The organism is Escherichia sp. MAL-1 (genome assembly GCF_052948035.1).
Map to the genome: position 1 here is coordinate 1,290,198 of NZ_CM129609.1, position 14,610 is coordinate 1,304,807.

Genomic DNA, 14,610 nt, shown 5'->3' on the forward strand with positions numbered 1-14,610 from the left:
TCGTTGTGTATAGAATATTCCCCCGAAGTTTAAGGTTGGCACCTCCAGGTTGCCACGGCACACGAAACAGCGTTGGTCCCCATATACCGGTAAACTGAAACTGCAGCGAAGCAGTTAGCAGAACCATGTATATCAGGTCTGTTTCGTGTGCTGAATTGTTGACGCATTTATTTATTGGTATCGCATGAACCCCATCGTAATTAATCGGCTTCAACGGAAGCTGGGCTACACTTTTAATCATCAGGAACTGTTGCAGCAGGCATTAACTCATCGTAGTGCCAGCAGTAAACATAACGAGCGTTTAGAATTTTTAGGCGACTCTATTCTGAGCTACGTTATCGCCAATGCGCTTTATCACCGTTTCCCTCGTGTGGATGAAGGCGATATGAGCCGGATGCGCGCCACGCTGGTCCGTGGCAATACGCTGGCGGAACTGGCGCGCGAATTTGAGTTAGGCGAGTGCTTACGTTTAGGGCCAGGTGAACTTAAAAGCGGTGGATTTCGTCGTGAGTCAATTCTCGCCGACACCGTCGAAGCATTAATTGGTGGCGTATTCCTCGACAGTGATATTCAAACCGTCGAGAAATTAATCCTCAACTGGTATCAAACTCGTTTGGACGAAATTAGCCCAGGCGATAAACAAAAAGATCCGAAAACGCGCTTGCAAGAATATTTGCAGGGTCGCCATCTGCCGCTGCCGACTTATCTGGTAGTCCAGGTACGTGGCGAAGCGCACGATCAGGAATTTACTATCCACTGCCAGGTCAGCGGCCTGAGTGAACCGGTGGTTGGCACAGGTTCAAGCCGTCGTAAGGCTGAGCAGGCTGCCGCCGAACAGGCGTTGAAAAAACTGGAGCTGGAATGAGCATCGATAAAAGTTACTGCGGATTTATTGCCATCGTCGGACGTCCGAACGTTGGCAAATCCACATTGTTGAACAAACTGCTGGGGCAGAAAATCTCCATCACTTCCCGCAAGGCGCAGACAACTCGTCACCGCATTGTGGGGATCCATACTGAAGGCGCGTATCAGGCGATCTACGTCGATACACCGGGCCTGCATATGGAAGAAAAACGCGCCATTAACCGCCTGATGAACAAAGCGGCGAGCAGCTCTATTGGCGATGTTGAGCTGGTGATTTTTGTCGTTGAAGGCACCCGCTGGACGCCGGACGACGAAATGGTGCTCAACAAACTGCGCGAAAGCAAAGCGCCGGTAATCCTCGCGGTGAACAAAGTGGACAACGTGCAGGAGAAAGCCGATCTGCTGCCGCACCTGCAGTTCCTGGCAAGCCAGATGAACTTCCTCGATATCGTGCCAATCTCTGCCGAAACCGGGCTGAATGTTGACACTATTGCGGCAATCGTGCGTAAGCATCTACCTGAAGCGACTCATCACTTCCCGGAAGATTACATCACCGATCGCTCACAGCGTTTTATGGCGTCTGAAATCATCCGCGAAAAACTGATGCGTTTCCTCGGCGCTGAACTGCCGTACTCCGTGACCGTGGAGATCGAACGTTTCGTCTCTAACGAACGCGGTGGTTATGACATCAACGGTTTGATTCTCGTTGAGCGTGAAGGGCAGAAGAAGATGGTCATTGGCAACAAAGGGGCCAAGATCAAAACCATCGGGATTGAAGCGCGTAAAGACATGCAGGAAATGTTCGAAGCGCCTGTTCACCTTGAACTGTGGGTAAAAGTGAAATCCGGTTGGGCCGACGACGAACGCGCACTGCGCAGTCTCGGTTACGTTGACGATCTTTAAGAGTAACTCCGATGGAAGGCTGGCAGCGCGCATTTGTCCTGCATAGTCGCCCGTGGAGCGAAACCAGCCTGATGCTGGACGTCTTCACGGAGGAATCGGGGCGCGTGCGTCTGGTTGCCAAAGGCGCACGCTCTAAACGCTCTACCCTGAAAGGTGCATTACAGCCTTTCACCCCTCTCTTGCTACGTTTTGGCGGGCGTGGCGAAGTCAAAACGCTGCGCAGTGCTGAAGCCGTCTCGCTGGCGCTGCCATTAAGCGGTATCACGCTTTACAGCGGTCTGTACATCAACGAACTTCTCTCCCGCGTACTGGAATACGAGACGCGCTTCTCTGAACTTTTTTTCGATTACTTGCACTGCATTCAGTCTCTTGCAGGGGTCACTGGTACGCCAGAACCCGCGCTGCGCCGCTTTGAACTGGCACTGCTCGGGCATCTGGGTTATGGCGTCAATTTTACCCATTGTGCGGGTAGCGGCGAGCCGGTAGATGACACCATGACGTATCGTTATCGCGAAGAAAAAGGGTTTATCGCAAGCGTCGTTATCGACAATAAAACGTTCACCGGAAGGCAGTTAAAAGCGTTAAACGCACGGGAATTTCCTGACGCAGACACACTGCGCGCCGCGAAACGCTTTACCCGCATGGCGCTTAAGCCGTATCTTGGCGGTAAACCTTTAAAGAGCAGGGAACTGTTCCGGCAATTTATGCCTAAGCGAACGGTGAAAACACATTATGAATGATGAGGATTGTCATGGCTGAATTACTGTTAGGCGTCAACATTGACCATATCGCTACGCTGCGCAACGCGCGCGGTACCGCTTACCCGGATCCGGTGCAGGCCGCGTTTATTGCCGAGCAGGCGGGAGCGGACGGCATTACCGTGCATTTACGTGAAGATCGCCGTCACATTACTGACCGCGACGTGCGCATCCTGCGTCAGACGCTGGATACCCGCATGAATCTGGAGATGGCGGTGACCGAAGAGATGCTGGCGATCGCCGTTGAGACGAAGCCACATTTTTGCTGCCTGGTACCGGAAAAGCGTCAGGAAGTAACAACCGAAGGCGGCCTGGATGTCGCAGGGCAGCGTGACAAAATGCGCGATGCCTGCAAACGTCTGGCAGATGCCGGGATTCAGGTTTCTCTGTTTATTGACGCCGATGAAGAGCAGATCAAAGCTGCGGCAGAGGTTGGCGCACCGTTTATCGAGATCCACACCGGTTGCTATGCTGATGCCAAAACTGACGCCGAACAGGCGCAAGAGCTGGCGCGTATCGCCAAAGCCGCGACCTTTGCCGCAAGCCTCGGTCTGAAAGTTAACGCCGGACACGGTCTGACCTATCACAACGTGAAAGCCATTGCCGCCATCCCTGAGATGCATGAACTGAATATCGGTCATGCCATTATTGGTCGTGCAGTGATGACCGGACTGAAAGATGCGGTGGCAGAAATGAAGCGTCTGATGCTGGAAGCGCGTGGCTAATGGCAATATTAGGTTTAGGCACGGATATTGTGGAGATCGCTCGCATCGAAGCGGTGATCGCCCGATCCGGTGATCGCCTGGCACGCCGCGTATTAAGCGATAACGAATGGGCTATCTGGAAAACGCACCACCAGCCGGTGCGTTTTCTGGCGAAGCGTTTTGCTGTGAAAGAAGCCGCAGCAAAAGCGTTTGGCACCGGGATCCGCAATGGTCTGGCGTTTAATCAATTTGAAGTATTCAATGATGAGCTCGGCAAACCACGGCTACGGCTATGGGGCGAGGCATTAAAACTGGCGGAAAAGCTGGGCGTTGCAAATATGCATGTAACGCTGGCAGATGAGCGGCACTATGCTTGTGCCACGGTAATTATTGAAAGTTAAAAATAATACCGTTCTCTTTAAAAAGTAAAACCCCCGAACTGGTAAGGAACGGGGGTTTTACTTTTTAACTTTAATTTTGTGCAGCATGCACCCTCAACAACAGCGATTATGGATCAGTGTACTTATCTTTTACAAGCAACTTGCAATCTTTAGCATAAAAACTCGAGCCTTTACGAAGAAAGCAATATTGATGGAAAGATTAACGTGACCGCCAATTCGTAAGTACATTAAAATTGGCTTCGTTATTGAAGATTTTGCTGTGCTTTACACCATGCCACAGAATTCCCCCATTGAAACGAGTGGTGTCGTCAAAGCTCTGGTGTGGAGTGCAGCATGCACCCTCAATAACTCGCACGTTCAGTTTTGGGGAGATGTAAGGGCTAATCTGAATGGCTGCATTCCTTGTTTAAGGAAAAACGAATGACTGATTGCCGATACCTGATTAAACGGGTCATCAAAATCATCATTGCTGTTTTACAGCTGATCCTTCTGTTCTTATAACACAAGGAAACGTACTTAAGGTGCGTCCGGTGAACCAGTCGGACGCACCTTTAATAACTATAAATAAGTGTCTGGGCAGATACTATATAAATTAACTTAGTGAATGATTATGCTAATGTCATCAATTAAATAAATATAATGGCGTTAAGGCTTCCCAGTAATATAATTAATACTCTACTTCCAGAGTAGAATATTAAATTTTATCCGCGTGGTGCATCAGCACAAATTTATCCCACAACTGTTCTTCTGTCTCGACATGCGCCGGATCTTTCACAATAGTATTGGGGATCGGGCACACCTTCTGGCAGGTTGGTGTCTCGTAGTGCCCTACGCATTCGGTACACTTATCGCTGTTAATCTCGTAGATATGATCTCCCATTGAAATCGCCTCATTCGGGCATTCGGGTTCACACATATCACAATTGATGCATTTTTTAGTGATTAACAACGCCATAAGGAAACTCTCAAAACAACACAAACCGGGCGGGCATTATACGCGCATTCTTTACTCAGACCAGTTTTTTCACCAGCGCTTCACTATGACGAATACGTTCTGGTGCCAGTTCCAGATCCTGCTGAATCAGCGCAATGAACAGCAAATCCGTTAACATTCCCTGAGCGTGACAAGCAGAGATTGAAGCACTGTTTGTCGCTTGTTCTTCGGCAATGGTATACAGGCAATGAGAAGCACGCTGTTGCAGGGCATTCGGAGTAAAGCCGGTAATCGCCAGCACTTTTCCGCCCACTCGCAGCATCTCATCTGCCGCCAGGTTTAACTCGCGTCGTACACCGGTGTAGGAAATGGCTAATAACAGATCGTCAGGGGACGACGCCTGTACTGTTGCGAGTAGCGCATGCATATCGCGCACTGCGGCAGCATTGAAGCCAATCTTCATCAGCTTCCAGGCAAAGTTTTGCGCCACCAGACCCGAAGCGCCAATACCGGTCAGAATTATCCGCCGCGCAGAGCGCAACATTGTTACGCATTCATGCAGTTTCTCTTCACTATTAACGTTTAGCGTTGCGTACATAGCGGCAGTATTTTCTTTAATCAGTTTTTCGCCGACCAGCCGTAACGGATCATCACCGCGGATTTGGTTATGAATGGGCACGGAGGGTGATTCCGGCTGGCTTGCCAGCGCTTCACTCAACGCCAACTTAAGCGCCGGAAAACCTTTATAGCCGAGTTTTTGCGCGAACTTCACGACGCTGGACTGACTGACTCCGGCTTCGTTGGCCAGTTGCTGAGAGCTTAAATGGCGCGCCGTATCAGGTTGTAGCAGCAGATAATCCGCCAGTTTTTTATCACTCTGGGCAAGCCCCTGGTAACGCTGACGGATACGAAGTAAGCCGTTCATATCTTTCCTCGCGATGAAATAGTGGCGACAACAGGCAATATGAGACACACGCGAGTGAATTTTATATTCCATTGCCGCTAATTGCCATGAATTAAAAATTCCAGTTAGCCATGATGCGGTCGATTGTTGCCGGAAAAGTGATGATCTATCTGTTAGGCTATGTAGTAGCGAAAATTAATCAGGATGTTTCAGTCCAGAGGAGTATGGTTTGGCAACTCACGAGCGTCGTGTGGTGTTTTTTGACTTAGATGGAACATTGCATCAGCAGGATATGTTCGGCAGTTTTCTGCGCTATTTACTACGTCGCCAACCGCTGAATGCGTTACTTGTCCTGCCGTTGTTACCGATTATAGCCATTGCGTTATTGATAAAAGGTCGTGCGGCACGCTGGCCGATGAGTCTGCTTCTGTGGGGGTGCACTTTTGGTCACAGCGAAGCACGTTTACAGACGTTGCAGGCCGATTTCGTGCGCTGGTTTCGCGACAATGTTACCGCCTTTCCGCTGGTTCAGGAGCGATTAACCACCTACCTGTTAAGTTCCGATGCTGATATCTGGTTGATTACCGGCTCTCCGCAGCCGCTGGTTGAAGCGGTTTATTTCGATACGCCCTGGCTGCCGCGGGTTAATCTTATCGCCAGCCAAATTCAGCGTGGCTATGGTGGTTGGGTATTGACGATGCGTTGTCTGGGACATGAAAAGGTCGCACAACTGGAGCGCAAAATCGGCACTCCGCTGCGGCTGTACAGTGGCTATAGCGACAGTAATCAGGACAATCCGCTGCTTTATTTCTGTCAGCATCGTTGGCGAGTAACCCCGCGCGGTGAACTCCAGCAACTGGAATAGAGTAAAGCATAGCGTCCGTGTATAATGCGCCGCGCTTTTATAACCGGAGTTTTCTTTTTGTCTGAAGTCGAATTTAGCCACGAATACTGGATGCGTCACGCGCTGACGCTGGCGAAACGTGCCTGGGATGAGCGGGAAGTGCCGGTCGGCGCGGTATTAGTGCATAACAATCGGGTAATCGGCGAAGGCTGGAACCGCCCGATTGGTCGCCATGATCCCACCGCACATGCAGAAATCATGGCCCTGCGGCAGGGTGGTCTGGTGATGCAAAATTATCGTCTGATCGACGCCACATTGTATGTCACGCTTGAACCATGTGTAATGTGTGCCGGAGCGATGATCCACAGTCGCATTGGTCGCGTGGTCTTTGGTGCGCGTGACGCGAAAACTGGCGCTGCGGGATCTTTAATGGATGTGCTGCATCATCCGGGTATGAATCACCGAGTGGAAATTACGGAAGGAATACTGGCGGATGAGTGCGCGGCGTTGCTCAGTGACTTCTTTCGCATGCGCCGCCAGGAAATTAAAGCGCAGAAAAAAGCGCAATCCTCGACGGATTAATTTTGTTTCTCTTCACTCCCTTTCCTGGAAAACAGCAGAGAGGGAGAATGGGTCAAATAGTTTGATGACGACTGGGAAAGAAACGAGAGAAAAGGAAATTTCTCTTTGCCCAACTCCGTAGGCGATACCGCCGGATAATCCTGCGCCAGTTGCATCGCCGCTTCTGTAGCCTGCTTCTCTTTCTCTTGCAGATAACCCACCAGGCTAATCTGATACTTACGAATATTTTCGACATAAGCGTAGGCTTCATGTCCACGAGCGTAGCCGTAAGTCAGCTTGCTGTAATAGGGTTTCTGGCTAAGTAAAGGCAGACGCTGTTTTACGTCAGCCCAACTGTCAGGATTCCCTTTGGTTTTTGCCGTCAGGGCGCGGGCATCCAGCATATGCGCATAGCCCATATTGTACGCAGCGAGGGCAAACCAGATCCGCTCGTTCTCCGGCACACTTTCCGGCACTTTACTCATCATATCCTGCAAATAACGCACGCCACCGCTAATGCTCTGTTCGGCATCGGTACGATCCGTAATGCCGAGGCTTTGCGCGGTATTTTTGGTTAACATCATCATGCCGCGCACACCCGTCGGTGAAGTGGCCTGTGCATCCCAGTGCGATTCCTGATAAGCAATAGCGGCCAGCAAACGCCAGTCAATTTCTTCGGCGTATTTCTCAAACAGGGGCTTTAACTGCGGCAGTACCGCATCGACGGCGCGTAAAAATGTGCGCGTATCGACGTAATCAAAATCATCGCCATGCCCCAGGTATTTCTCTTCAATGCGTGCCAGCGTACCGTCTTCATTCATTTCGTTGAAGAAGTCGAGCAGGGCGGCGGAAAGGGTATTATCGCCATCTAACGGGCTAAACCAAGTCACCGGTTGTTCATCGGTGATATCGAGCGCTACGGCGAGCTCCGGGTGAACGCGCTGAAACAGGCTGATGGCGACAGAATCAGCAATGGTGTAATCGAGTTTTCCTTCGATGACATCTTCTATTAATTCCGCAGAGCCTTTTTTGTCGTCTACCTTCCAGCTTAATTCCGGGAATTTTGTTTCTTTCAGGGTCTGGAGATCGTTAACCACCACATGACCCGGTGCAACGGTGAGTTGCTCCGCCGTCAGGTTGCCCAGCGTACGTGGGCGATACTGACCCACTTTATAAACCAGTTGTTGTGACACGGAATAATAGGTAGGGCCAGGCTGATAATTTTTTACCCGCTCACTGTTATAGACCAGTCCTGCCGCCAGCAGGTCGGCGTTACCATTATCGAGGTCGTCAAACAGCTGGCTGATATTCTGCCGCACGGTCACTTTCAGTTTTACGCCGAGGTAATCGGCAAACTGTTTCGCCAGTTCGTAATCCAGGCCAAAAGGTTTCCCGTTGATTTCGTTATAAGTCAGGGGAGTATGAATGGTGCTCACACGCAACTCTCCCCGCGCTTGAATGGCGGCGATACGGTTGTCGGCTTTACCAAACCAGGGAATGGATGGCCAGAGAGCGACCGCGAGCAGCAGTGCCAGAATGCCGATGAACAGATAATTAATCTTTAATTTTTTCAATTAGTTAATTCTCTGTGTCGTGCGCGTCCCAGCTTGAAAAAACGTAATAATAGTGAAAGGTTTACTCATAAATGAGCGGCATTTTGCGTAAACCTGCGCCAGATGGCAACTTATTACAGCCATTGGCGGCACGCGTTGCTAATTCACGATGGTGATTTTATTTCCACGCAAACGGTTTCGTCAGCGCATCAGATTCTTTATAATGACGCCCGTTTCCCCCCCTTGGGTACACCGAAAGCTTAGAAGACGAGAGACTTATGATGGAAATTCTGCGTGGTTCGCCTGCACTGTCGGCATTCCGAATCAACAAACTGCTGGCACGTTTTCAGGCTGCCAGGCTCCCGGTTCACAATATTTACGCCGAGTATGTCCATTTTGCTGACCTCAATGCGCCGTTAAACGATGATGAGCACGCACAACTTGAACGCCTGCTGAAATATGGTCCGGCACTCGCCAGCCACGCCCCGCAAGGCAAACTCCTGCTGGTGACCCCGCGTCCTGGCACCATCTCTCCCTGGTCTTCGAAAGCGACCGATATTGCCCATAACTGCGGGCTACAACAGGTAAACCGCCTTGAGCGCGGCGTTGCTTACTATATAGAAGCCGGTACGCTGACCAATGAACAATGGCAGCAGGTTACCGCTGAACTGCACGACCGCATGATGGAAACGGTCTTTTTTGATTTAGATGATGCAGAGCAGTTGTTTGCCCACCATCAACCGACTCCGGTCACAAGCGTTGATTTGCTGGGGCAGGGCCGTCAGGCGCTGATCGACGCTAACCTGCGTCTTGGCCTGGCTCTGGCGGAAGATGAAATTGACTATCTGCAGGATGCTTTCACAAAGCTTGGTCGTAACCCGAACGACATCGAGCTGTATATGTTCGCTCAGGCGAACTCTGAGCACTGCCGCCACAAAATTTTTAACGCCGACTGGATTATCGACGGTGAACAACAGCCGAAATCGCTGTTCAAGATGATCAAAAACACCTTCGAAACCACGCCGGATCACGTTCTCTCTGCTTATAAAGATAACGCCGCCGTAATGGAAGGTTCTGAAGTGGGCCGCTACTTTGCTGACCACGAAACGGGCCGCTACGATTTCCATCAGGAACCGGCGCATATTCTGATGAAAGTCGAAACTCACAACCACCCGACGGCGATTTCTCCGTGGCCGGGCGCGGCGACCGGTTCCGGCGGTGAAATCCGCGATGAAGGTGCCACCGGGCGCGGCGCGAAGCCGAAAGCGGGTTTGGTTGGTTTCTCCGTTTCCAACTTGCGAATTCCTGGCTTCGAACAGCCGTGGGAAGAAGATTTCGGTAAGCCTGAGCGCATTGTCACCGCGCTGGACATCATGACCGAAGGCCCGCTGGGCGGCGCGGCGTTTAACAACGAATTTGGTCGTCCGGCACTGAATGGCTACTTCCGTACTTATGAAGAAAAAGTGAACAGCCACAACGGCGAAGAGCTGCGCGGTTATCACAAACCGATCATGCTGGCGGGCGGGATCGGCAACATTCGCGCCGATCACGTACAAAAAGGCGAGATCAACGTCGGTGCGAAGCTGGTCGTTCTCGGCGGCCCGGCAATGAACATCGGTCTTGGCGGCGGAGCGGCGTCTTCCATGGCGTCAGGTCAGTCTGATGCCGACCTCGACTTTGCTTCCGTACAGCGCGACAACCCGGAGATGGAGCGTCGTTGCCAGGAAGTAATCGACCGTTGCTGGCAGCTTGGTGATGCTAACCCAATTCTGTTTATCCACGACGTCGGTGCGGGCGGTCTTTCTAACGCCATGCCGGAACTGGTGAGCGACGGCGGGCGCGGCGGTAAATTCGAACTGCGCGATATCCTGAGCGACGAACCGGGCATGAGCCCGCTGGAAATCTGGTGTAACGAATCCCAGGAACGCTACGTGCTGGCGGTTGCTGCTGATCAATTACCGCTGTTTGACGAGCTGTGTAAGCGTGAGCGCGCACCCTACGCTGTGATTGGTGAAGCGACCGAAGAACTGCATCTTTCTCTGCACGATCGTCATTTTGATAATCAGCCGATCGATCTGCCGCTGGACGTCCTGCTTGGTAAAACGCCGAAGATGACCCGCGATGTACAAACGTTGAAAGCGAAAGGCGACGCGCTGGCCCGTGAAGGGATCACCATTGCAGACGCGGTGAAACGTGTGCTGCATCTGCCGACTGTGGCGGAAAAAACCTTCCTGGTGACCATTGGCGACCGCAGCGTAACCGGCATGGTAGCGCGCGATCAGATGGTGGGGCCGTGGCAGGTGCCGGTCGCTAACTGCGCGGTCACTACCGCCAGCCTCGACAGCTACTACGGTGAAGCGATGGCGATTGGCGAGCGTGCGCCGGTTGCGCTGCTGGATTTCGCCGCCTCTGCCCGTCTGGCGGTCGGTGAAGCGTTAACCAACATCGCCGCAACACAAATTGGCGATATCAAACGCATCAAACTTTCCGCCAACTGGATGGCGGCGGCAGGCCACCCTGGTGAAGATGCGGGCCTGTATGAAGCCGTTAAAGCCGTGGGCGAAGAGCTTTGTCCGGCGCTGGGCCTGACGATCCCGGTGGGTAAAGACTCCATGTCGATGAAAACCCGCTGGCAGGAAGGTAACGAAGAGCGCGAAATGACGTCGCCGCTGTCGCTGGTGATTTCTGCATTTGCCCGCGTGGAAGATGTACGTCACACCATCACGCCGCAGCTTTCTACCGAAGATAACGCACTGCTGCTGATTGATTTGGGCAAAGGCAATAACGCGCTGGGCGCAACGGCGCTGGCGCAGGTTTATCGTCAGCTTGGCGACAAACCGGCAGATGTACGCGATGTCGCGCAACTGAAAGGCTTCTATGACGCGATTCAGGCGCTGGTTGCACAGCGTAAGCTGCTGGCGTATCACGACCGCTCTGATGGCGGCCTGCTGGTAACGCTGGCGGAAATGGCCTTTGCTGGTCATTGTGGCATTGACGCGGATATCGCCACTCTGGGTGACGATCGCCTGGCGGCGTTGTTTAACGAAGAACTGGGTGCGGTGATTCAGGTTCGTGCCGCTGACCGTGAAGCGGTCGAGTCCGTACTGGCACAGCATGGGCTTGCTGATTGTGTCCATTATGTAGGGCAGGCGGTTTCCGGTGACCGTTTTGTGATTACCGCCAACGGGCAGACTGTATTCAGCGAAAGCCGCACCACGTTGCGTGTCTGGTGGGCAGAAACTACCTGGCAGATGCAGCGCCTACGTGACAACCCGGAGTGTGCCGATCAGGAGCATCAGGCGAAATCTAACGACGCCGATCCGGGCCTGAATGTAAAACTGTCGTTCGATATCAACGAAGATGTGGCAGCACCGTATATTGCCACTGGCGCACGTCCGAAAGTTGCCGTACTGCGTGAGCAGGGCGTGAACTCGCATGTTGAAATGGCGGCAGCTTTCCACCGTGCAGGCTTTGATGCTATCGACGTGCATATGAGTGACCTGCTGACCGGACGCACGGGCCTGGAAGATTTCCACGCCCTGGTCGCGTGCGGTGGTTTCTCCTACGGTGATGTGCTGGGTGCCGGTGAAGGTTGGGCGAAGTCAATCCTGTTCAATGACCGTGTACGCAATGAGTTTGCAACCTTCTTCCACCGTCCGCAAACGCTGGCGCTGGGGGTATGTAACGGTTGCCAGATGATGTCTAATCTGCGTGAACTGATCCCAGGTAGTGAGTTGTGGCCACGTTTTGTGCGCAATACCTCCGATCGCTTTGAAGCGCGTTTCAGCCTGGTTGAAGTGACCCAAAGCCCGTCGCTGCTGTTGCAGGGGATGGTGGGCTCGCAAATGCCGATTGCTGTCTCTCATGGTGAAGGGCGCGTGGAAGTGCGTGATGCGGCGCATCTGGCGGCACTGGAAAGCAAAGGGCTGGTGGCACTGCGCTATGTCGATAACTTCGGCAAAGTCACTGAAACCTACCCGGCTAACCCGAACGGTTCACCGAACGGTATTACGGCAGTCACGACTGAAAGTGGTCGAGTCACCATTATGATGCCGCACCCGGAACGTGTTTTCCGTACTGTCAGCAACTCCTGGCATCCGGAAAACTGGGGCGAGGATGGCCCATGGATGCGCATTTTCCGCAATGCGCGTAAGCAGTTGGGGTAAGTCGTCAGCCCATTGGTTTTGCAGCCCGGATGCGGCATTAAGCACCAACCACTATCATAAGCTCCCAACTCCGGGAGCTTTTTTGTGTCTGTAAATCACGACAATGGGTGGTTTGCCGTGTCGCTTTCTGGCGACACTTAACTCATTGATTTTAATATTATCTAATAAGTTTATCTTAAGTTGTCTCTTTTTAGCGACACAGTGGCTGATTTACATTCAAACAGCGGAGGAGACATAAACCCCTCAAAGCAACGTATAATCAGTACGTTACCAAACTATTTTCTTTATTGGCACAGTTACTGCATAATAGTAACCAGTGGCTCATTCACCGACTTATGTCAGCCCCTTCGGGACGTGCTACATAAAATACGAATGACGCACAACAAGGTGCCTGCCGTCCAACTTCTGATATCAGCGTAGCTATATCAACCATCGGGCGAAACGTCGAGTTAGGCACCGCCTTATTCCATAACAAAGCCGGGTAATTCCCGGCTTTGTTGTATCTGAACTTCCCCTCGGTTAGCATCAGGCTATTCGCGTCTGACGAGAGTAACACCTTGAAACGCTGGCCCGTTTTTCCCCGCTCATTACGACAACTGGTAATGCTGGCATTTTTGCTGATTCTGCTGCCCCTGTTGGTGCTGGCATGGCAAGCCTGGCAAAGCCTGAATGCGCTTAGCGATCAGGCGGCGCTGGTTAACCGCACTACGCTTATTGATGCCCGGCGCAGTGAAGCGATGACCAACGCGGCGCTGGAGATGGAGCGTAGTTACCGTCAGTATTGCGTGCTGGACGACCCAACCCTGGCGAAGGTTTATCAAAGCCAGCGCAAGCGTTACAGCGAAATGCTCGATGCCCACGCAGGCGTGCTGCCGGACGATAAACTCTACCAGGCATTACGTCAGGATTTGCACAATCTGGCTCAACTTCAGTGTAACAACAGCGGTCCCGATGCTGCCGCCGCCGCACGTCTTGAAGCCTTTGCCAGTGCCAATACCGAAATGGTACAGGCCACGCGCACAGTGGTGTTCTCTCGTGGGCAGCAGCTTCAGCGTGAAATCGCCGAACGTGGGCAATATTTTGGTTGGCAATCGCTGGTGCTATTTCTGGTGAGTCTGGTAATGGTACTGCTTTTCACGCGGATGATTATCGGGCCGGTGAAAAATATCGAGCGCATGATCAACCGTCTGGGGGAAGGGCGTTCTCTGGGCAATAGCGTCTCGTTCAGTGGACCGAGCGAGTTACGCTCGGTTGGGCAACGTATTCTTTGGTTAAGTGAGCGCCTGTCATGGCTGGAATCCCAACGCCATCAATTTTTAAGACATTTATCTCATGAATTAAAAACGCCACTGGCGAGTATGCGCGAGGGCACTGAATTACTGGCTGACCAGGTTGTCGGGCCGCTTACGCCAGAGCAAAAAGAGGTGGTGAGCATTCTTGATAGCAGCAGCCGCAATTTGCAAAAACTGATCGAACAACTGCTTGATTACAACCGTAAACAGGCGGACAGTGCGGTGGAACTGGAGAATGTTGAGTTAGCACCGCTGGTGGAGACAGTGGTTTCTGCTCATAGCCTGCCCGCACGGGCTAAAATGATGCATACCGACGTCGATCTCAAAGCAACAGCTTGCCTGGCGGAGCCAATGCTGCTGATGAGCGTACTGGATAATCTTTACTCCAATGCGGTGCACTACGGGGCTGAATCCGGTAACATTTGCCTTCGCAGCAGTTTACATGGTGCGCGGGTTTATATTGATGTCATCAATACAGGCACGCCCATTCCGCAAGAGGAACGCGCCATGATCTTCGAACCCTTTTTTCAGGGAAGCCACCAGCGAAAAGGGGCGGTGAAGGGCAGCGGTCTGGGATTAAGCATTGCCAGGGATTGTATTCGCCGTATGCAAGGGGAACTGTATCTGGTCGACGAGAGCGGGCAAGACGTTTGTTTCCGCATTGAATTACCGTCGTCGAAAAACACGAAATAATGCTAACAGCCTATCCTATCAGGCTATTTTATT

Annotated in this window: 13 protein-coding genes; 10 read left to right on the top strand and 3 right to left on the bottom strand. The window is 52.1% G+C overall.

The window, feature by feature from the left end; all coding sequences use genetic code 11:
* Nucleotides 1-184 precede the first annotated feature (184 nt).
* The 6 genes from rnc (at nt 185) to shoB (ending at nt 4,131) form a co-directional block, all read left to right on the top strand.
* The gene (rnc, locus tag ACU8XX_RS06345) at nt 185-865 is read left to right on the top strand and encodes a ribonuclease III (protein WP_001068343.1); all 681 of its coding nucleotides are present in this window, start codon (nt 185-187) and stop codon (nt 863-865) included.
* Nucleotides 862-1,767, top strand: a complete 906-nt coding sequence (gene era / locus ACU8XX_RS06350; protein ID WP_073527273.1) for a GTPase Era — start codon at nt 862-864, stop codon at nt 1,765-1,767. Before rnc ends, era begins: the two co-directional genes overlap by 4 nt.
* 11 nt (nt 1,768-1,778) lie before the next feature.
* Entirely contained in the window at nt 1,779-2,507 is a 729-nt protein-coding gene (recO, locus tag ACU8XX_RS06355) for a DNA repair protein RecO (protein WP_000399404.1), read from the top strand.
* An 11-nt stretch (nt 2,508-2,518) separates the two neighbouring features.
* Nucleotides 2,519-3,250 (top strand): pyridoxine 5'-phosphate synthase, encoded by a 732-nt coding sequence (gene pdxJ / locus ACU8XX_RS06360; protein ID WP_001297412.1) that lies wholly within the window; start codon nt 2,519-2,521, stop codon nt 3,248-3,250.
* The gene (gene acpS / locus ACU8XX_RS06365; RefSeq protein ID WP_000986023.1) at nt 3,250-3,630 is read left to right on the top strand and encodes a holo-ACP synthase; all 381 of its coding nucleotides are present in this window, start codon (nt 3,250-3,252) and stop codon (nt 3,628-3,630) included. The genes pdxJ and acpS overlap by 1 nt, the downstream gene beginning before the upstream one ends.
* Before the next feature lie 420 nt (nt 3,631-4,050).
* On the top strand, nt 4,051-4,131 hold the full coding sequence (gene shoB / locus ACU8XX_RS06370) for a type I toxin-antitoxin system toxin ShoB (protein WP_000128776.1): 81 nt from the start codon (nt 4,051-4,053) through the stop codon (nt 4,129-4,131).
* Between the two features lie 193 nt (nt 4,132-4,324).
* On the opposite strand, the gene yfhL is transcribed toward shoB, so the two are convergent.
* A complete protein-coding gene (yfhL, locus tag ACU8XX_RS06375) occupies nt 4,325-4,585 on the bottom strand; it encodes a 4Fe-4S dicluster ferredoxin YfhL (protein WP_001196283.1) in 261 nt (86 codons plus the stop codon).
* A 55-nt stretch (nt 4,586-4,640) separates the two neighbouring features.
* Nucleotides 4,641-5,489 carry a MurR/RpiR family transcriptional regulator gene (locus ACU8XX_RS06380; RefSeq protein WP_001013779.1) on the bottom strand — a complete coding sequence of 283 codons (849 nt, stop codon included), beginning with the start codon at nt 5,487-5,489 and terminating at the stop codon, nt 4,641-4,643.
* Nucleotides 5,490-5,697: 208 nt separating this feature from the next.
* Between ACU8XX_RS06380 and yfhb the strand changes: the two genes are divergently transcribed.
* Together yfhb and tadA are read left to right on the top strand one after the other, a co-directional pair.
* Nucleotides 5,698-6,333 (top strand): phosphatidylglycerophosphatase C, encoded by a 636-nt coding sequence (gene yfhb, locus ACU8XX_RS06385; protein WP_000190655.1) that lies wholly within the window; start codon nt 5,698-5,700, stop codon nt 6,331-6,333.
* A gap of 57 nt (nt 6,334-6,390) precedes the next feature.
* Complete coding sequence (tadA, locus tag ACU8XX_RS06390) at nt 6,391-6,894, top strand: tRNA adenosine(34) deaminase TadA (protein WP_001297409.1); 504 nt, start codon at nt 6,391-6,393, stop codon at nt 6,892-6,894.
* Here the strand turns inward: tadA and mltF are convergent.
* Nucleotides 6,891-8,447 (bottom strand): membrane-bound lytic murein transglycosylase MltF, encoded by a 1,557-nt coding sequence (gene mltF, locus ACU8XX_RS06395; RefSeq protein WP_016242304.1) that lies wholly within the window; start codon nt 8,445-8,447, stop codon nt 6,891-6,893. The genes tadA and mltF overlap by 4 nt on opposite strands.
* Nucleotides 8,448-8,704: 257 nt before the next feature.
* On the opposite strand from mltF, the gene purL reads away from it, so the two are divergent.
* Nucleotides 8,705-12,592, top strand: a complete 3,888-nt coding sequence (gene purL / locus ACU8XX_RS06400) for a phosphoribosylformylglycinamidine synthase (protein ID WP_016242303.1) — start codon at nt 8,705-8,707, stop codon at nt 12,590-12,592.
* 557 nt (nt 12,593-13,149) lie between these two features.
* Complete coding sequence (gene qseE, locus ACU8XX_RS06405; protein WP_001311037.1) at nt 13,150-14,577, top strand: two component system sensor histidine kinase QseE/GlrK; 1,428 nt, start codon at nt 13,150-13,152, stop codon at nt 14,575-14,577.
* Nucleotides 14,578-14,610: the final 33 nt, after the last annotated feature.